The organism is Pseudomonas sp. W3I7 (assembly GCF_030816095.1).
GTDB classification, from domain to species: domain Bacteria; phylum Pseudomonadota; class Gammaproteobacteria; order Pseudomonadales; family Pseudomonadaceae; genus Aquipseudomonas; species Aquipseudomonas salomonii.
Genome location: NZ_JAUSXP010000001.1, coordinates 4,778,496 through 4,797,580 on the forward strand (window position 1 = coordinate 4,778,496; position 19,085 = coordinate 4,797,580).

Here is a 19,085-nt window from a genome sequence, read left to right on the forward strand (position 1 = left end):
CACGAAGCCTGGAAGACCCAGGCTTGTGCTTGATAGCCATCAGATTAGCGCCGAAATACACACTGTCGTGAATTTTCCGACACAATCCTTAGACTTTTACCACTTAACAATCAGCCGCGAAACTCGCTGCGACCGTTGTACTTGGCTTTACCTGCCAGTTGCTCTTCGATACGCAGCAATTGGTTGTACTTGGACACGCGATCGGAACGGCACAGCGAACCGGTCTTGATCTGGCCTGCCGAGGTGCCCACAGCCAGGTCGGCAATGGTCGAGTCTTCGGTTTCGCCGGAGCGGTGCGAGATCACGGCAGTGTAGCCCGCAGCCTTGGCCATCTGGATGGCTTCCAGGGTTTCGGTCAGGGTGCCGATCTGGTTGAACTTGATCAGGATCGAGTTGGCGATCTTTTTGTCGATGCCTTCTTTCAGGATCTTGGTGTTGGTGACGAACAGGTCGTCGCCCACCAGCTGGATTTTCTCGCCGATCTTGTCGGTGAGGACTTTCCAGCCATCCCAGTCGGACTCGTCCAGGCCGTCTTCGATCGAGATGATCGGGTAGCGCTCGGTCAGGCCTTTGAGGTAGTCGGCAAAACCTTCCGACGTGAACACGTGGCCTTCGCCGGACAGGTTGTACTTGCCGTCTTCGTAGAACTCGCTGGCCGCGCAGTCCAGGGCCAGGGTCACGTCGGTGCCCAGCTTGTAGCCAGCATTGGCCACGGCTTCGGAGATGACTTTGAGTGCATCTTCGTTGGACGCCAGGTTCGGCGCGAAACCACCTTCGTCACCCACCGCAGTGCTCAGGCCACGGGCCTTCAGCACAGCCTTGAGGTGATGGAAAATCTCGGTGCCCATGCGCAGGCCTTCGGAGAAGGTCTTGGCGCCCACCGGCTGCACCATGAATTCCTGGATGTCGACGTTGTTATCGGCGTGCTCGCCACCGTTGATGATGTTCATCATCGGCACCGGCATCGAGTAAACACCCGGGGTACCGTTCAGGTTGGCGATGTGCGCGTACAGCGGCAGGTCCTGGTCCTGTGCAGCAGCCTTGGCAGCGGCCAGGGACACGGCGAGGATGGCGTTGGCGCCCAGGCTGCCTTTGTTGTCGGTGCCGTCGAGCTTGATCATCGCGTGGTCCAGGGCTTTCTGGTCCAGCGGGTCTTTGCCCAGCAACAGGTCACGGATCGGGCCGTTGATGTTGGCTACAGCTTTGAGTACACCTTTGCCCAGGTAACGGCTCTTGTCGCCATCACGCAGTTCCAGCGCTTCGCGCGAACCGGTAGACGCACCGGACGGCGCGCAGGCGCTGCCGATGATGCCGTTATCGAGAAGCACGTCGGCTTCGACGGTGGGGTTGCCACGGGAGTCGAGAACTTCACGACCTTTGATGTCGACGATTTTTGCCATTGTTGTAAACACTCCAAAGTTGACGAAAACGACGCAGCTGTAGGAAATTTTTTGACCGACCGCAAGGGTGGAACAACAGGGCAGGCTTGCAGGCGACAAGGCTCAGGCCCGCGGGCCTGAGCGTTTAGCGTGGGATACTTTACCGGAGAAACGCGACTTACGCGGTCTCTACCGTCGGAAAACTCTTGACCAGTTCGTCCAACTGCTTCAACTGGGCCAAAAACGGCTCCAGCTTGTCCAGGCGCAGGGCACAAGGGCCGTCGCACTTGGCGTTGTCCGGGTCCGGGTGAGCTTCCAGGAACAGGCCCGCCAGCGACTGGCTGATGCCCGCCTTGGCCAGGTCCAGCACCTGGGCACGTCGCCCGCCAGCGGAATCGGCGCGACCACCGGGCATTTGCAGCGCGTGGGTCACGTCGAAGAACACTGGGTATTCGAACTGTTTCATGATGCCGAAACCGAGCATGTCCACCACGAGGTTGTTGTAGCCGAAGCTCGAACCGCGCTCGCAGAGGATCAACTGGTCGTTACCCGCTTCCACGCACTTGTTCAGGATATGTTTCATTTCCTGGGGCGCGAGAAACTGGGCTTTTTTGATATTGATCACAGCGCCGGTCTTGGCCATCGCCACGACCAGATCGGTCTGGCGCGACAGGAAGGCCGGCAACTGGATGATGTCGCACACCTCGGCGACCACGGCAGCCTGTTCAGGCTCGTGGACGTCGGTGATGATCGGCACGCCGAAGGCTTGCTTGATGTCCTGGAAGATCCGCATGCCTTCTTCAAGGCCGGGCCCACGATAGGAGGTCACGGACGAGCGGTTGGCCTTGTCGAAGCTGGCCTTGAACACGTAAGGGATACCGAGCTTCTCGGTCACTTTTACGTACTCTTCACAGACCTGCATCGCCATGTCACGGCTTTCCAGCACGTTCATGCCGCCGAACAGCACCATGGGCTTGTCGTTGGCAATCTCGATGTCGCCTACGCGAATGATCTTCTGGGCCATCAGGTTTACGCCTTCTTCTGATGTTGCGTCAGTGCTGCTTTAACGAAACCGCTGAACAACGGGTGACCGTCGCGCGGGGTCGAGGTGAACTCAGGGTGGAACTGGCAGGCCACGAACCATGGATGATCCGGCGCCTCGACCACTTCAACCAGCTTGCCATCACCGGAACGACCGGAGATTTTCAGGCCGGCTTCTTTGATTTGCGGCAGCAGGTTGTTGTTCACTTCGTAGCGGTGACGGTGACGCTCGACGATCACGTCCTTGCCATAGCAATCGTGAACCAGCGAACCCGGCTCCAGCAGGCAGTCCTGTGCGCCAAGGCGCATGGTGCCGCCCAGGTCGGAAGTTTCGGTGCGGGTTTCAACGGCGCCGGTGGCGTCTTCCCACTCGGTGATCAGGCCCACGACCGGGTGGCCGCTGGTGTGATCGAACTCGGTGGAGTTGGCGTCTTTCCAGCCCAGCACGTTACGGGCGAACTCGATAACGGCCACTTGCATGCCCAGGCAGATACCCAGGTATGGCACTTTGTTTTCACGGGCGTATTGAACGGCGGTGATCTTGCCTTCCACGCCACGCAGGCCGAAACCGCCGGGTACGAGGATCGCGTCAACACCTTCGAGCAGCGCAGTGCCCTGGTTCTCGATGTCTTCGGAATCGATGTAGCGCAGGTTGACCTTGGTACGGTTGCTGATACCGGCGTGGCTCATCGCTTCAATCAGCGACTTGTACGCGTCCAGCAGTTCCATGTACTTGCCGACCATGGCGATGGTGACTTCGTGTTCAGGGTTGAGCTTGGCGTCGACTACCGCTTCCCACTCGGAGAGGTCGGCACTGCCGCACTGCAGGCCGAAGCGCTCGACTACAAAATCATCCAGGCCTTGCGCATGCAGGATGCCCGGGATCTTGTAGATGGTGTCGGCGTCTTCCAGGCCAATCACCGCACGTTCTTCAACGTTGGTGAATTGCGCGATCTTGCGACGCGAGGAAATGTCGATCGGGTGATCGGAGCGGCAGATCAGTACGTCCGGCTGCAGGCCGATGGAACGCAGTTCCTTGACGGAATGCTGGGTCGGCTTGGTTTTGGTCTCGCCAGCGGTGGCGATGTACGGCACCAGGGTGAGGTGCATCAGCATCGCGCGCTTGGCGCCGATTTCGAAACGCAGCTGACGGATGGCTTCGAGGAACGGCTGGGATTCGATGTCACCCACGGTGCCACCGATCTCGACCATCGCCACGTCGGCATCGCCTGCACCCTTGATGATGCGGCGCTTGATCTCGTCGGTGATGTGCGGGATCACCTGGATGGTTGCACCCAGGTAGTCACCACGGCGCTCCTTGCGCAGCACGTGCTCGTAGACACGACCGGTGGTGAAGTTGTTGTTCTGGGTCATGGTCGTGCGGATGAACCGCTCGTAGTGGCCCAGGTCCAGGTCGGTTTCGGCGCCGTCGTGAGTGACGAACACTTCACCGTGCTGGAACGGGCTCATGGTGCCCGGGTCAACGTTGATGTACGGGTCCAGCTTGAGCATGGTGACCTTAAGTCCCCGCGCCTCCAGGATGGCCGCCAATGAAGCGGAGGCAATGCCTTTCCCCAATGAAGAAACAACACCGCCCGTGACGAATATGTAGCGCGTCATGAAAAACCCTAGAAGTCTGCGTTAAAGCGGTCCGAGCCGCCGGGGAAAGCGAAGGAAGGCCGAAGCCCCCGATCACCTGCATTAATCACAGTGCACCTTTCAAAAAAACCGCCGCGTGGTGACAGACCAGCAATGAAACACCGGTACGTTGATCGCTACACATTTTTTGGAATCGCCCAGCAAAGACTGCTTGGTAATCGGCAACTGCTGCGATTCAGCTGAATCCACAGAAGTTGTATCAAGAAGGGAGCGTAGTCTACCGGAAAGCCTCTATCAGCTCAAACCTTGATCGCACGTCTGTGGCATCCAATGTAATTGCCACTTGCCAGCCGAGCAGCCCCATAGCCCCGCAAGGGTTGGGACAGCCAGCAATTGCTCGCCCTGATAGAGCAGCGGCAATCTGCCACGCATGAAACCTGGCAAGCCACTTTCATTCAGCAGGCGCTTCAAGTCCCGCCGGCCTCGACCAGGCACATCGATGATTTCGCCGCCTTGGCGATAACGGATCACCAACGGGCCTGCGGGCGCGTCTCCGATAAATTCAAGCTGACCGTTACCGGGTAACTCTAGTGGGTTTTGCGGATGGGGCCAGCTCACCGGCGTGTCGGAAAACTCTGAGTAGGTGGAAGGCAACCACCACACGCGCTCGCCACAGCGGTGCAACTGACCATCGGCCAGGCGCCACAGCGGTTGCGCATCGCTCTTGGCATTCCGCAAGGAATACCAACTGGCCCAGTGGTCGCTATCGGGTAAACGCGTCAGCGGCGTCAGCCAATGGCGCAGGGCATTGCGCTGGCGGGCGTCGGAAAGCCCGCGCAAGGGAGCGAGGGCCAATGACGGCAAGGCCAGCCAGGGGAACGGCGAAGGTAGATCGGCGGCTTGCAGGTCAATAACGGCCAATTCGTCGAGCAAAGCCTGGGCTTCGCTCAAGTGCTCGGCAGTGCGGGCCAGGCTAACGACAGCTTGAGGCCAACGCTCGGTCAGCAGCGGGAACACACGATGGCGCAGGTAATTGCGTGCAAACCGGGAATCGGCGTTGGAAGGGTCTTCGATCCACTGCAACTGATGCTGCTGCGCATAGGCTTGCAGCTCGGCGCGTGAGACATCCAGCAAGGGCCGCACCAAATGTCCCTTTTCCAAGTGTCCGTCAGCCAAGTGCGCCCCCGCCAATGGGCGATGCACCGGCATGGCCGCCAAGCCTCGCACCCCCGCACCGCGCAACAGGCGAAACAGCAGGGTTTCGGCTTGGTCGTCACGATGCTGGCCGGTAAGCATCACCTGCCCTGCCCCGGTCACTTCGGTAAACGCCCGGTAGCGCGCCTCACGCGCTGCACGCTCAAGGCTGGCACCCGACTGGACTTGCACGCGCATCACCTGCAAAGGCACGCCCAGCTCGTCACATACGGCCTGGCAATGATCTGGCCAGGCATCGGCGGCCGCTTGCAGGCCATGGTGAATATGGATTGCGCTGAGGGGCGGCAGGGTTTCGGTGTTTGCCAGGGAGGCCAGGAGGTGCAGCAGGACGGTGGAATCAAGGCCGCCAGAGAAGGCGATATGCCAGGCGGGGGCGGTGCGCCACGGGGCGAGGGTTTGCAGAAGTTTGGCGGTCAGGGTGGGCTTCATAGCAAAGTACGCCATCAATCTGGAGTGCGATAACCCAGCATACACAAAGCAAATGTGGGAGCGGGCTTGTGTGGGAGCCGGGCTTGCCCGCGATGCAGACAACTCGGTTTATCTGTTACACCGAGTTGATGCTATCGCAGGCAAGCCAGCTCCCACACAAGCCAGCTCCCACATTGGGTGCTGCGTCGCCTTAGAGGCCGTAGCTCATCAGGCGCTCATAACGACGCTTGAGCAGCGCTTCGTTGTCCAGCTTCTTGAGCATCGCCAGTTGCGAACCCAGCTCGGCACGGATAGTCGCAGCAGCAGCAGCCGGGTCGCGATGGGCGCCGCCCAACGGCTCGGCGATAACCTTATCAACAATGCCCAGGCCTTTGAGGCGATCGGCGGTGATGCCCATGGCTTCGGCAGCGTCCGGCGCTTTTTCGGCGGTTTTCCACAGAATCGAGGCGCAACCTTCCGGCGAAATCACCGCGTACGTCGAATATTGCAGCATGTTCAGTTGGTCGCACACGCCAATGGCCAGCGCACCGCCGGAACCACCTTCACCAATCACGGTGGCGATGATCGGGGTTTTCAAGCGGGACATCACACGCAGGTTCCAGGCGATCGCTTCGCTCTGGTTGCGCTCTTCGGCGTCGATACCCGGATAGGCACCCGGGGTGTCGATGAAGGTCAGGATCGGCATCTTGAAGCGCTCGGCCATTTCCATCAGGCGGCAGGCCTTGCGGTAGCCTTCCGGGCGCGGCATGCCGAAGTTACGGCGCACCTTTTCACGCACTTCACGGCCTTTCTGGTGACCGATCACCATCACTGGCTGGTCGTCCAGGCGAGCGATACCGCCCACGATGGCTGCGTCGTCGGAGAAGTGGCGGTCGCCATGCAGCTCGTCGAATTCGGTGAAAATATGCTGAATGTAGTCCAGGGTGTACGGACGGCGCGGGTGGCGGGCCAGGCGCGCGATCTGCCAGCTGGTCAGCTTGCCGAAGATGTCTTCGGTGAGCGTGCTGCTCTTGTCTTGCAGGCGAGCGATCTCATCGCCGATATTCAGCGAATTGTCATTGCCGACCAGGCGCAGTTCTTCAATCTTGGCTTGCAGGTCAGCGATCGGCTGTTCGAAATCAAGAAAATTCGGGTTCATAAGCGTCCGTCTTGGGTCGACGGCCAGGGAGTGCCTGGCCAGCCGGTTGTCTATTCGCGCCCTACCTTAAGGGAGAGGCGCGTTTAGGTCGAGATTAAATGTTCAGCCGAGATCAGAGTTATCTGACCGTCAGCGGTATTGGAGGAAGACGTTGTCTCGCCCGAACTGGTCACGCAAAGCTTGAATCAAGCCATCAGCGGGATCAATTCGCCACGTCTCGCCAAACTGCAACATCGCCTTGGCGTCATTGCCGGTGTACTCCATGGTCACCGGGCACGCGCCGCGGTGACGTTTGAGCAGGTCCCCTAACCAGCGTAGCTGATCGCCTTTGAGGGCTTCGGTCTTGACCTTCAGGCGCAGGCTTTCGGCCAGGTTGGTGCGCGCATCTTCCATGCTCATCACCCGCTTGATCCGCAGGCGCAGGCCGCCGGAGAAGTCATCGTTGCTGACCTCACCTTCCACCACCACCATGGCATCGGTTTGCAGCAGCGACTGCGCGGAGTGGAACGCATCGGCAAACAGCGACGCCTCGATGCGACCCGAGCGGTCATCAAGGGTGATAAAGCCCATCTTGTCGCCCTTCTTATTTTTCATCACCCGCAGGGCGATGATCATGCCGGCGACGGTCTGGGTATCGCGCGCCGGCTTCAGGTCAATAATGCGCTGGCGGGCGAAACGGCGTATTTCACCTTCGTACTCGTCTATCGGGTGACCGGTCAGGTACAGGCCCAGGGTGTCTTTCTCACCTTTGAGACGCTCCTTGAGGGTCAGCTCCTTGGCCTTGCGATGGTTGGCATAAACATCGGCATCCTCTTCGACAAACAGCCCGCCAAACAGGTCCGCGTGGCCACTGTCATGGGTGCGGGCGGTCTGTTCGGCGGCCTTGATCGCTTCTTCCATGGCGGTGAGCAGCACCGCACGGTTGCGGTCGATATTCGCCTGGTAAGCCTTGGGCTCATCATGGAAATACGGGCCGAGACGGTCAAGCGCGCCACTGCGGATCAAGCCATCGAGGGTGCGCTTGTTGATACGCTTGAGGTCAACCCGTGCGCAGAAGTCGAACAGATCCTCGAACGGCCCATGCTGACGCGCCTCGGTGATCGCTTCGACCGGGCCTTCGCCCACGCCCTTGATGGCGCCCAGGCCATAGATGATGCGACCTTCGTCGTTCACCGTGAACTTGAACTCCGAGGCGTTCACGTCCGGCGCGTCGAGGCGCAGCTTCATGGTGCGCACTTCCTCGATCAAGGTCACGACCTTGTCGGTGTTGTGCATATCCGCCGAGAGTACCGCAGCCATGAACGGCGCCGGGTAGTGGGCTTTCAGCCAGGCAGTCTGGTACGACACCAGGCCGTAGGCGGCGGAGTGGGATTTGTTGAAGCCGTAACCGGCGAACTTCTCTACCAGGTCGAAAATGTTACCGGCCAGGTCCGCGTCAATATTGTTGGTGGCGCAACCCTCAATGAAACCACCGCGCTGCTTGGCCATTTCCTCGGGTTTTTTCTTACCCATGGCGCGACGCAGCATGTCTGCGCCGCCGAGGGTGTAACCCGCCATCACCTGGGCAATCTGCATCACCTGTTCTTGATACAGAATGATGCCGTAGGTCGGTGCCAGTACCGGCTTGAGGCCTTCATACTGGTAATCGGAGTGCGGATACGCCAGTTCGGCGCGGCCGTGCTTACGGTTGATAAAGTCGTCCACCATGCCCGATTGCAGCGGGCCAGGACGGAACAGGGCCACCAGTGCGATCAAGTCTTCCAGGCAGTCGGGCTTGAGCTTTTTGATCAGCTCTTTCATGCCGCGCGACTCAAGCTGGAACACCGCCGTGGTTTCGGCTTTTTGCAGCAGCTGGTAGGTAGGTTTGTCATCCAGCGGGATGAACGCGATATCCAGCGGCTCTTCGTCGACCTTGGCGCGTTCGCGGTTGATGGTCTTGAGCGCCCAGTCGATGATCGTCAGGGTTCGCAGGCCGAGGAAGTCGAACTTCACCAGACCGGCCGCCTCCACGTCATCCTTGTCGAACTGGGTAACCAGGCCATCGCCTTCTTCGTCGCAATAAATGGGCGAAAAGTCCGTGAGCTTGGTCGGCGCAATCACCACACCGCCGGCGTGTTTACCGACGTTACGCACCACACCTTCGAGTTTGCGCGCCATGTCCCAGATTTCGGCGGCTTCTTCATCGACCTTGATGAAGTCGCGCAGGATCTCTTCCTGCTCATAAGCCTTCTCAAGGGTCATGCCGACTTCAAACGGAATCATCTTCGACAGACGGTCCGCCAGGCCGTAGGACTTGCCCTGCACCCGCGCCACGTCACGGATTACGGCCTTGGCCGCCATCGAACCGAAAGTGATGATCTGGCTCACGGCATTGCGGCCATATTTCTCGGCCACGTACTCGATCACACGGTCGCGACCGTCCATGCAGAAGTCGACGTCGAAGTCGGGCATGGAAACCCGTTCCGGGTTCAGGAACCGTTCGAACAGCAGGTCGTATTCCAGCGGGTCAAGGTCGGTGATCTTCTGCACATAGGCCACCAGCGACCCGGCACCCGATCCACGGCCTGGGCCTACGGGCACGCCGTTGCTCTTGGCCCACTGGATAAAGTCCATCACGATCAGGAAGTAACCGGGGAACCCCATCTGGATAATGATATCCAGCTCGAAATTCAGCCGGTCAACGTAGACCTGGCGCTTGGCGTCGTAGTCTTCGGTGGTGTCCTTGGGCAGCAGAACGCTTAAGCGCTCTTCCAGGCCGTCGAACGACACCTTGCGGAAATACTCGTCGATGGTCATGCCATCGGGAATCGGGAAATTGGGCAGGAAGTGCTTGCCCAGCTTCACTTCAATATTGCAGCGCTTGGCGATTTCGACCGAGTTTTCCAGCGCCTCAGGCAGGTCGCTGAACAGCTCGGCCATTTCATCGGCGCTTTTGAGGTACTGCTCTTCGCTGTAGTTCTTGGAGCGACGCGGGTCATCCAGGGCCCGGCCTTCGCCGATGCACACGCGGGTTTCGTGGGCCTCGAAATCTTCCTTCTTGATAAAGCGCACATCGTTGGTCGCAACCAGCGGCGCGCCCAGCTTGTCGGCCAGGGCCACGGCGGCGTGCAGGTGCTCTTCATCGTTGGGGCGGTTGGTGCGCTGCACTTCCAGGTAGAAGCGATCGGGAAACACGTCCATCCACTCGCGGGCCAGCACTTCGGCTTCCTGGGGGTTGCCACCCAGCAGTGCGATACCGATCTCACCTTCCTTGGCCGCCGAGAGCATGATCACGCCCTCGCTCGCCTCGGCAACCCATTCACGCTCGATAATGATCGAGCCGTTGCGCTGGCCGTCGATAAACCCGCGGGAGATCAATTCGGTGAGGTTGCGATAACCCACGCCATTCATCGCCAACAGGCTGATGCGGCTCAGTGGGTTATCCGGGTCTTTGTTCGACAGCCACAGGTCGACGCCACAGATCGGCTTGATGCCGGCGCCCATGGCGTTTTTGTAGAATTTGACCAGGGAACACATGTTGTTTTGATCGGTAACCGCCACCGCAGGCATGTTCATGCCCACCAGGGTTTTGACCAGCGGTTTGATCCGTACCAGGCCGTCGACCAGGGAGTATTCAGTGTGCAGGCGCAGGTGAACGAATGAAGCCGGCATAGTGATCCTGTCTAAAAACTTAGAAACAACAAGGCCCGGGATTGTACCGGGCCTTGAGCAAAACATCAGCCTCGCGACTAAACCTCGATCAGGCTCTCGCGCGCCTCGTAAGCCTGGCGGACCGGGGCGAACGAGCGACGGTGGATCGGCGTCGGGCCCAGGCGAGCCAAGGCTTCCAGATGAACGGGCGTCGGGTAACCCTTGTGCCCGCCGATGCCGTAGCCGGGATAGATCAATTCAAACGCCGCCATTTCGCGGTCGCGGCTGACCTTGGCCAGGATCGAGGCGGCGGCAATCGCCGGAACCTTGCTATCCCCTTTGACCACGGCTTCTGCAGGCATCGCCAGTTTGGGGCAGCGGTTGCCGTCGATCATCGCCATTTTCGGCGTGATATGCAGCCCTTCAACGGCGCGCTGCATGGCCAGCATGGTGGCGTGAAGGATATTCAACTTATCGATCTCTTCGACTTCGGCACGGGCGATGTGCCAGCTCAACGCTTTTTCGCAAATCTCGTCGTAGAGCTTTTCACGGCGCGCTTCGGTGAGTTTTTTCGAGTCATTGAGACCGAGGATCGGGCGATTTGGGTCGAGGATCACCGCCGCCGTCACCACCGCGCCACACAACGGGCCACGCCCCACTTCATCCACACCGGCGACCAGTGCGTCGGCGTGTGCGACCAGACTGAAATCCAGGCCCATTTGCGTGGTCATAAAGCGTCCTGTTTTTGCCCGATCAAGGTTAATACGGCATCGGCCGCCTGGTTCGATGCCTCACGCCGCAGGGTGCGGTGGATGTCGTCAAAACCACGGGTCTGCTCTTCGCCGCCGTCGATCAAGGGTAGTAGGGTTTGTGCCAGGGCTTCGGGCGTTGCATCGTCCTGCAACAACTCCGGCACCAGCAGGCGTTGGGCCAGCAGGTTAGGCAAGGAGATGTAAGGGCTCTTGACCATGCGCTTGAGAATCCAGAACGTCAGCGGCGCCAGGCGATAAGCCACCACCATTGGGCGCTTGTACAGCAGCGCCTCCAGGGTCGCGGTGCCCGAGGCGATGAGCACCGCATCACAGGCTGCAAGCGCCAGGTGCGACTGGCCGTCGAGCAAGGTCAACGGCAGAGTGCGGCCTTCGAGCAACGTCTCGATTTGTGCACGCCGTTGCGGGCTGGCGCAGGGCAATACGAAACGCACGCCTGGCTTCAACGCTTGCAGGCGTTCGGCAGCCTCGAAAAACACACTGGCCAGACGCCCGACTTCACCACCACGACTGCCCGGCATCAATGCCACCAGCGTGCCGTCGGGCAAGCCCAGTTCGGCGCGCGCGGCGGCGCGATCAGCTTGCAACGGGATAGTGTCGGCCAAGGTATGCCCGACAAACCGCACCGGCACGCCCTTCTCTTCGTAAAACCTGGCTTCGAACGGCAGCAAGGTCAGCATCAAGTCGCAGCCTTCACGGATCTTCAGCACGCGCTTTTGCCGCCACGCCCATACGGACGGGCTGACGTAATGCACGGTCTTGATTCCGGCCTGACGCAGCTTGAGTTCGATATTGAGGGTGAAGTCCGGCGCATCGATGCCAATAAAGACGTCGGGCTTTGCTTCGATCAGGGTCTGAATCAGCAGCTTGCGGCGTGCCAGCAACTCACGCAGGCGGCCCAGCACTTCCACCAGCCCCATGACCGACAGGCGCTCCATGGGAAAGTAGGAGGTCAGACCTTCGGCCTGCATAAGCGGGCCGCCTACACCGATAAACTCCACTGCAGGATGCTGGGCCTTGAGTGCCCGCATCAGGCCAGCGCCCAGAATATCGCCGGAAGCTTCACCGGCCACCAGCGCGATTCGCAAATTAGCCATGATCAGCGGGTGATGCCGCGGGTCGATGCCTGGATAGAGTCACGGAACACCGCGACTTCCGGGAACAACGCTGCCGGCTCGGTCAGTTCAGTCAGGGCCTGTTCAACCGTGAGCCCCTGACGGTAAACCGTCTTATAGGCGCGGCGCAGGGCGTGAATCGCATCTTCGCTGAAACCACGACGGCGCATGCCTTCGAAGTTCATGCTGCGGGCTTCGGCGGGGTTGCCGAACACCGTGACAAATGCAGGAACATCCTTGCCGATCGCGGTGCCCATGCCGGAAAAGCTGTGGGCGCCGATATGGCAATACTGGTGGACCAGGGTGAAGCCGGACAGGATCGCCCAATCGTCAACGTGCACATGGCCGGCCAGCGCCGTGTTGTTGACCAGGATGCAATGGTTGCCGATCACACTGTCATGGCCGATATGCGCATAGGCCATGATCAAATTGTGGTCACCCAAGGTGGTTTCGGCACGGTCCTGCACAGTGCCCCGGTGAATGGTCACACCTTCACGGATGATGTTGTGATCACCGATTACCAGGCGTGTCTCTTCACCCTTGTACTTCATGTCCGGGGTGTCTTCGCCTACCGAGGAAAACTGGTAGATGCGATTGTGTTTGCCAATGCGGGTCGGACCTTTGAGGATCACGTGTGGCCCGATGACAGTCCCCTCGCCGATTTCAACACCTGCGCCGACGATCGACCAAGGGCCGACCTCAACGTCGGCGGCCAGAACGGCCGACGGATCGATGATTGCGCGAGGGTCAATCAAACTCATAGTTTGCGTTCCGCGCAGATGATCTCGGCGGAGCATACCGGCTTGCCGTCCACCGAAGCCTGGCATTCGAACTTCCAGATCTGGCGCTTGCAGCTGATGAACTTGGCTTCCAGGATCAACTGGTCACCCGGGGTGACCGGGTTGCGAAAGCGCAATTTGTCGGAACCCACGAAATAGTAAAGCGTGCCGTCGGCAGGCTTGAGGTCGAGCATTTTGAAACCAAGGATACCGGCAGCCTGGGCCATCGCCTCGATGATCAGCACGCCCGGCATGATGGGATGCGCTGGGAAGTGACCATTGAAGAACGGTTCGTTGATGCTGACATTCTTGTAGGCACGAATGCGCTTTTCCTCGACGTTGAGGTCCACTACTCGGTCCACCAGCAGGAACGGGTAACGGTGAGGCAGGTATTCGCGAATCTCGTTGATGTCCATCATTTCGGGGGGAAGCCTGTAATAAAGATTGGGGGCGGGCGAACTAAGCGCACGCCCCGCTAGCAAATCAAGGAGGCAGTCTAGCGGCTGTGCACACTTGATATGGAAATGGTATCAGCCTTCTGATGAAGCATTACCGTCAGGGGTCACGTCCTCGACACGCTTTTCGACCTGCTTGAGGCGTCGGGCCATGTCGTCGATCTTGCGCAAACGTGCCGCACTTTTGCGCCATTCAGCCGCCGGCTGCATGGCCGTACCGGAAGAGTAGGCACCCGGCTCGGTAATCGAGTGGGTCACCATGGTCATGCCGGTGATGAAGACGTTGTCGCAAACTTCAATATGACCCACCAGGCCTACGCCACCGGCGAGCATGCAATGCTTGCCGATCTTGGTACTGCCGGAGATGCCTACGCACGCCGCCATGGCGGTGTGATCGCCAATCTGCACGTTGTGGGCGATCTGGATCTGGTTGTCGAGCTTCACACCGTTACCGAGCACGGTATCGGCCAAGGCCCCGCGATCCACAGCGGTGTTGACACCGATTTCCACGTCATCGCCGATCAATACGCCGCCAACCTGGGCAATTTTGTGCCAGATGCCTTTGGCGTTGGCAAAACCGAAACCTTCGCCACCGATCACGGCGCCCGACTGAATGACCACCCGCGCCCCAATACGCACGTCGTGATACAGGGTAACGCGCGGTGCCAACCAACCATCGACGCCGATTTCACAGCGCGCACCGATGAAGCAATGAGCACCCACCGTAACGCCGGCAGCAATGCGCGCCCCACTCTCGATCACCGCAAACGCACCAATGCTGGCCGCAGGGTCAACCTGGGCATCATCGGCAATCACGGCCGACGGATGAATACCAGCCGCCGCCTTGGGTTTTGGATCGAACAGGTGCGACGCCCGGGCATACGCCAGGTAAGGGTCGGCAACCACCAGCGCATCCCCGGCAAACCCTTCGGCGTCAGCGGCCTTCAGCAACACGGCTGCGGCTTGGCTGTCGACCAGGTATTTACGGTATTGGGGATTTGCGAGGAAGCTCAACTGAGCTGGGCCAGCCTCCTGCAAGGTGGCTAGCCCAGTGATTTCTTTCTCCTTGGAGCCACGCAAGGTGGCCCCCAGGAACTCGGCCAACTCGCCGAGCTTGATAGTCGCGGTCATGGCTTACTTCAGCTGGTTCATGCGCTCGATCACCTGGCGGGTGATGTCGTATTGAGGCTTGACGTCAATCACGGCGCCGCGCTCGAACACCAGGTCAAAGGCACCTTTCTTGATGACTTCTTCCACAGCGCTGTCGAGCTTAGGCTTGAGTTGCTTGAGCATTTCACGGTCAGCAACGGCTTTGGCTTCGTTCAATTCCTTGGACTGGAACTGGTAGTCGCGGGCCTTTTGCTTGAACTCAAGCTCCAGACGCTCACGCTCGCCTTGCTGCATTTTGTCGCCACCGGCTACCAGACGATCCTGGATACCCTTGGCACTGCTTTCCAGCGTCTTGAGCTTGGTCAGTTGCGGACCGAACTTCTTCTCGGCATCCACGGCATAACGCTTGGCCGCGTCGGATTCCAGCAGGGCCATCTGATAGTTCAGGACGGCGATTTTCATTTCGGCGAAGGCCGGGGTGGTTACCAGCACGGTGGCCAGCAGAACCAATTGAGTCAACTTACGCACGATGTACTCCTACAGAATCCGTTGTCGTTATCTTGGGTCAGACGCTTAGAACGTCTGGCCGAGGGAGAATTGGAAAATCTGGGTTTCAGCGTTATCCGGTTTCTTGATCGGCATGGCCAAAGCAAAGCTCAATGGGCCAAGTGCAGTCACCCACGTCACACCCACACCTACGGAGCTGGCGAGGTTGCTCAGGCTGACGTCGTTGCACTGGGTTTGAGACACAGAACCAGGAGCCGGGTTGTTGACCTGCTGGCACTTGGAGTCAAACACGTTACCCACGTCCCAGAAGACCGAAGTACGCAGCGAACGCTGATCTTTGACGAATGGCAGCGGGAACAGAAGTTCAGCGCCACCCTGGATCAGTACGTTACCACCGAATGCCAGAGCGTCATTGTTGGAATCAGGAAGCGTGCCTTGGTTACCGGTTACCGCTTGACCACGACTCGGCGTACCACGCGGGCCCAAGGTGCTGTCCTTGAAGCCACGAACCGAGTTGAAACCACCTGCATAGTAGTTCTCATAGAACGGCAGACCACTGGTCGAACCATAACCGTCGCCATAACCCAGCTCGGTGTGCAGGCGCACGGTGTAGTTGTCGCTCAGCGGCTGGAACAACTGGCCACGGTAGTCGAGCTTGAAGAACGACAGGTCGCTGCCCGGCGTGGTGGCTTCAGCAGTCAGGCTTTGGGAGTGGCCACGGGTTGCCAGTACCCCTTTGTTCAGGGTCGACTCCGACCAGCCAACCGACGCCTTGAAGTTCAGGAACTGGTCACCTTCACGACGCACGAAGTCGAAAATCTCGTCCGTGGTGTACACACCGGTCTTGATTTTGTCCTGTTGCGCAGTAAAACCGAAGGTCAGACGCGAAGTCTCGCTGATCGGGTAACCGATGTTGACACCGGCGCCAAGGCTGTCGATCGCGTAGCTGGCAACGTCTACGTTAAGGTCTTTGTAGTCGGTGGTGCGGTAGAAGGCGTTGTAGCCCAGGCTCACACCGTCAGCAGTCCAGTAGGGGTCGACATAACCGAAGTTATAGCGGCTCTGGTATTCGCTTCGGGTCAGGCCGATGGAGACCTTGTTACCGGTACCGAGGAAGTTGTTCTGGGTGATCGAACCACCAAGGATCAGGCCGGCGCTCTGTGCGAAACCGACGCTGGCGGTGATCGAGCCCGACGCTTGTTCTTCAACGGCGTAGTTCACGTCAACCTGGTCATCCACACCCGGTACAGCCGGGGTTTCGACGTTGACTTCCTTGAAGAAGCCCAGGCGCTCAAGACGGGTCTTGGATTGGTCGATCAGGTAAGTCGACGCCCAGCCACCTTCCATCTGACGCATCTCGCGACGCAGCACTTCGTCCGCAGACTTGGTGTTGCCACGGAAGTTGATGCGATTCACGTAAGCACGCTTGCCTGGGTCGACAACGAAAGTGATGTCCACGGTGTGGTCTTCATCGTGCGGGGTCGGCACGCCGTTGACGTTGGCAAAGGTATAGCCTTCGTTACCCAGACGACGGGTGATCAGTTCGGACGTGGTGGTCATCAGCTTGCGCGAGAACACCTGGTCTTTCTGCACCAGCAACAGCGACTTCACCTGGTCTTCAGGGACTTTCAGGTCGCCGCTGAGCTTGACGTCACGCACGGTGTATTTCTCACCTTCGTTGACGTTGACGGTGATGTAGACGTGTTTTTTGTCCGGAGTGATGGACACCTGGGTCGAAGCGATATCCATGTTGATATAGCCACGGTCCAGGTAGTAGGAACGCAGACGCTCCAGGTCACCGGAGAGTTTTTCACGGGCGTACTTGTCATCGTTCTTGAAGAACGACAGCCAGTTGGTGGTCTTGAGTTCGAACAGGTCGATCAAGTCGTCATCAGCAAACTTGGTGTTACCCACCACGTTGATGTGCTGGATGGCCGCCACGGTGCCTTCGTTGATCTTGACCTTCAGGCCAACACGGTTACGAGGCTGCGGGATCACTTCGGTTTCCACGGACGCGGAGTAGCGACCCTGGGCAACGTACTGACGTTGCAGTTCGTTACGCACACCCTCGAGGGTGGCGCGCTGGAAGATCTCGCCTTCGGCCAGGCCGGATTGCTTGAGACCCTTCATCAAGTCTTCAGTGGAGATCGCCTTGTTACCCTCGATCTCGATACTGGCGACGGAAGGTCGCTCGACGACGGTGATGACCAGGACGTTACCTTCGCGACCCAGCTGGATATCTTGAAAGAACCCGGTTTTGAACAGCGCACGAGTGGATTCCACCAGGCGACGATCATCCGCCTGTTCCCCGACGTTCAACGGCAAGGCACCAAAGACGCTACCGGCGGAAACCCGCTGGAGGCCGTTGACGCGAATATCGGAGATAGTGAAGGACTCGGCGTGAACTTCGGCGATCATCAATACGGTGAGAACCGCAGTTAGCAGCAGACGTTTCATGAAGTCCTTTCTTATTCCAACTGGCAATAAACAAACTGCCGCAAAATGCGGCAGATTCGCAATTCAGCGAAGCGTTACAGTCGTCCCAGATCGTTGACCAGAGCTAACAACATCACTCCGACCACCAAACTGATACCGATCTGTATCCCCCAACCCTGCACCCGATCCGACAAGGGGCGACCACGCACCCACTCGACCAGATAAAACAACAGATGCCCCCCATCCAATACTGGAATGGGCAGCAAATTCAGAACTCCAAGGCTAATACTCAGATAAGCCAGGAAATTCAGGAAATCCGCGACACCCGACTGGGCAGAAGCGCCCGCCACTTTAGCAATGGTTATCGGTCCACTCAAGTTTTTTACCGAGAGCTCGCCGAACAACATTTTCTTGAGCGATTCGAGGGTCAGCACACTCATGGTCCAAGTGCGTTTTGCACCCTCGCCAATTGCGGCCAACGGCCCGAAGCTGACCTCCCTTACCATCGAAGGCGGCCAGTCGACACCTTTTACCCCGGCACCCAGGTAACCCCCGGCGGCCTTGGCTTCCCCGCGTACCGCCAGGGTCACAGGGACGTCGATTTGAGCACCATCGCGCTCAACTTTCAGCACAATTTTGGTATCAGGACGTACACGCACCAGGTCGACCACTTGCTGCCAGTCGCCCAGCGCCTGGCCATCAAGGGCCAACAAGCGGTCACCGGTTTTCAGACCTGCGGCTTGCGCCGGGCCTTTCGGGTCCAGCTCGGCCAGCACCGGCGGCAAGGCCGGGCGCCAAGGTCGAATCCCCAGCGATTTGATCGGATCAGGCTCATCCGCGCCCTTGAGCCAATGGTCCAGGGCCAGAGCGCGAGGCGTCTCGGCCGTGGAGTCCGGTTCGCGCACCAGCACATTAATGGTGCCGCTTTCACCCATGCGGCGTACCAGTTGCAAATTGACCGCGCCCCAACCCGTGGTCGGCTCGCCATCAATGGAAACAATTTCCTGCCCTGCGACCAGGCCGGCCTTGGCCGCCATGCTGTCCGCTTCGACGGCGCCGATGACCGGGCGCACCTGCTGGCTGCCCATCATGGCCAGGACCCAGAAGAACACCATCGCCAACAGGAAGTTGGCGATCGGACCGGCAGCCACAATCGCGATACGCTGACGAACGGTCTTGCGATTGAAGGACTGGTCCACCTGATCGGCGGGCACTTCGCCTTCACGCTCGTCGAGCATCTTGACGTAGCCACCCAGCGGAATGGCCGCAATCACGAATTCGGTGCCACGCCGATCATGCCAACGCAGCAACGGCATGCCGAAACCGACGGAAAAGCGCAGTACCTTGACGCCGCAACGACGCGCCACCCAAAAGTGGCCGAATTCGTGGAAGGTAACCAGCACACCCAGAGCAACCAGGGTGCCGACAATCATGTAGAGCGCACTCATCTAATTTCTCCGCATTCCAATCCAGTGCCTGAAG

At 59.2% G+C, this 19,085-nt stretch carries 14 protein-coding genes; all 14 read right to left on the minus strand.

The window, feature by feature from the left end; genetic code table 11:
- Window positions 1–110: 110 nt before the first annotated feature.
- Window positions 111–1,400 (minus strand): phosphopyruvate hydratase, encoded by a 1,290-nt coding sequence (eno, locus tag QF043_RS22150; RefSeq protein WP_017137156.1) that lies wholly within the window; start codon window positions 1,398–1,400, stop codon window positions 111–113.
- Window positions 1,401–1,557: 157 nt separating this feature from the next.
- The gene (gene kdsA / locus QF043_RS22155; protein ID WP_010212442.1) at window positions 1,558–2,403 is read right to left on the minus strand and encodes a 3-deoxy-8-phosphooctulonate synthase; all 846 of its coding nucleotides are present in this window, start codon (window positions 2,401–2,403) and stop codon (window positions 1,558–1,560) included.
- Window positions 2,404–2,408: 5 nt separating this feature from the next.
- Window positions 2,409–4,040, minus strand: a complete 1,632-nt coding sequence (locus QF043_RS22160) for a CTP synthase (RefSeq protein WP_056857526.1) — start codon at window positions 4,038–4,040, stop codon at window positions 2,409–2,411.
- 273 nt (window positions 4,041–4,313) lie between these two features.
- On the minus strand, window positions 4,314–5,663 hold the full coding sequence (tilS, locus tag QF043_RS22165) for a tRNA lysidine(34) synthetase TilS (RefSeq protein WP_307420192.1): 1,350 nt from the start codon (window positions 5,661–5,663) through the stop codon (window positions 4,314–4,316).
- Between the two features lie 190 nt (window positions 5,664–5,853).
- Entirely contained in the window at window positions 5,854–6,801 is a 948-nt protein-coding gene (locus QF043_RS22170) for an acetyl-CoA carboxylase carboxyltransferase subunit alpha (RefSeq protein WP_017137153.1), read from the minus strand.
- Between the two features lie 129 nt (window positions 6,802–6,930).
- Window positions 6,931–10,452: a DNA polymerase III subunit alpha gene (gene dnaE / locus QF043_RS22175; RefSeq protein ID WP_056857528.1), complete on the minus strand. Its 3,522-nt coding sequence runs from the start codon at window positions 10,450–10,452 to the stop codon at window positions 6,931–6,933.
- Window positions 10,453–10,529: 77 nt separating this feature from the next.
- Complete coding sequence (gene rnhB, locus QF043_RS22180) at window positions 10,530–11,162, minus strand: ribonuclease HII (protein ID WP_307420193.1); 633 nt, start codon at window positions 11,160–11,162, stop codon at window positions 10,530–10,532.
- A complete protein-coding gene (lpxB, locus tag QF043_RS22185; RefSeq protein WP_307420194.1) occupies window positions 11,159–12,298 on the minus strand; it encodes a lipid-A-disaccharide synthase in 1,140 nt (379 codons plus the stop codon). The genes rnhB and lpxB overlap by 4 nt, the downstream gene beginning before the upstream one ends.
- A 2-nt stretch (window positions 12,299–12,300) precedes the next feature.
- Window positions 12,301–13,077 (minus strand): acyl-ACP--UDP-N-acetylglucosamine O-acyltransferase, encoded by a 777-nt coding sequence (gene lpxA, locus QF043_RS22190; RefSeq protein ID WP_056857531.1) that lies wholly within the window; start codon window positions 13,075–13,077, stop codon window positions 12,301–12,303.
- Window positions 13,074–13,514, minus strand: coding sequence for a 3-hydroxyacyl-ACP dehydratase FabZ (gene fabZ, locus QF043_RS22195; protein ID WP_003172281.1), 441 nt, complete (start codon window positions 13,512–13,514; stop codon window positions 13,074–13,076). The genes lpxA and fabZ overlap by 4 nt, the downstream gene beginning before the upstream one ends.
- A gap of 111 nt (window positions 13,515–13,625) precedes the next feature.
- The gene (gene lpxD, locus QF043_RS22200; RefSeq protein WP_307420195.1) at window positions 13,626–14,681 is read right to left on the minus strand and encodes a UDP-3-O-(3-hydroxymyristoyl)glucosamine N-acyltransferase; all 1,056 of its coding nucleotides are present in this window, start codon (window positions 14,679–14,681) and stop codon (window positions 13,626–13,628) included.
- 3 nt (window positions 14,682–14,684) lie between these two features.
- The gene (locus QF043_RS22205; protein WP_003189173.1) at window positions 14,685–15,188 is read right to left on the minus strand and encodes an OmpH family outer membrane protein; all 504 of its coding nucleotides are present in this window, start codon (window positions 15,186–15,188) and stop codon (window positions 14,685–14,687) included.
- Between the two features lie 45 nt (window positions 15,189–15,233).
- Window positions 15,234–17,624, minus strand: coding sequence for an outer membrane protein assembly factor BamA (gene bamA / locus QF043_RS22210; protein WP_065928979.1), 2,391 nt, complete (start codon window positions 17,622–17,624; stop codon window positions 15,234–15,236).
- 74 nt (window positions 17,625–17,698) lie between these two features.
- Window positions 17,699–19,051 (minus strand): sigma E protease regulator RseP, encoded by a 1,353-nt coding sequence (gene rseP, locus QF043_RS22215; RefSeq protein WP_307420196.1) that lies wholly within the window; start codon window positions 19,049–19,051, stop codon window positions 17,699–17,701.
- Window positions 19,052–19,085: the final 34 nt, after the last annotated feature.

Coding starts and splice junctions, on each gene's coding strand:
- eno (WP_017137156.1), bottom strand. CDS start 1,400: ATGGCAAAAATCGTCGACATCAAAGGTCGTGAAGTTCTCGACTCCCGT.
- lpxD (WP_307420195.1), bottom strand. CDS start 14,681: ATGACCGCGACTATCAAGCTCGGCGAGTTGGCCGAGTTCCTGGGGGCC.
- kdsA (WP_010212442.1), bottom strand. CDS start 2,403: ATGGCCCAGAAGATCATTCGCGTAGGCGACATCGAGATTGCCAACGAC.
- rnhB (WP_307420193.1), bottom strand. CDS start 11,162: ATGACCACGCAAATGGGCCTGGATTTCAGTCTGGTCGCACACGCCGAC.
- dnaE (WP_056857528.1), bottom strand. CDS start 10,452: ATGCCGGCTTCATTCGTTCACCTGCGCCTGCACACTGAATACTCCCTG.
- QF043_RS22160 (WP_056857526.1), bottom strand. CDS start 4,040: ATGACGCGCTACATATTCGTCACGGGCGGTGTTGTTTCTTCATTGGGG.
- rseP (WP_307420196.1), bottom strand. CDS start 19,051: ATGAGTGCGCTCTACATGATTGTCGGCACCCTGGTTGCTCTGGGTGTG.
- fabZ (WP_003172281.1), bottom strand. CDS start 13,514: ATGATGGACATCAACGAGATTCGCGAATACCTGCCTCACCGTTACCCG.
- bamA (WP_065928979.1), bottom strand. CDS start 17,624: ATGAAACGTCTGCTGCTAACTGCGGTTCTCACCGTATTGATGATCGCC.
- tilS (WP_307420192.1), bottom strand. CDS start 5,663: ATGAAGCCCACCCTGACCGCCAAACTTCTGCAAACCCTCGCCCCGTGG.
- lpxB (WP_307420194.1), bottom strand. CDS start 12,298: ATGGCTAATTTGCGAATCGCGCTGGTGGCCGGTGAAGCTTCCGGCGAT.
- lpxA (WP_056857531.1), bottom strand. CDS start 13,077: ATGAGTTTGATTGACCCTCGCGCAATCATCGATCCGTCGGCCGTTCTG.
- QF043_RS22170 (WP_017137153.1), bottom strand. CDS start 6,801: ATGAACCCGAATTTTCTTGATTTCGAACAGCCGATCGCTGACCTGCAA.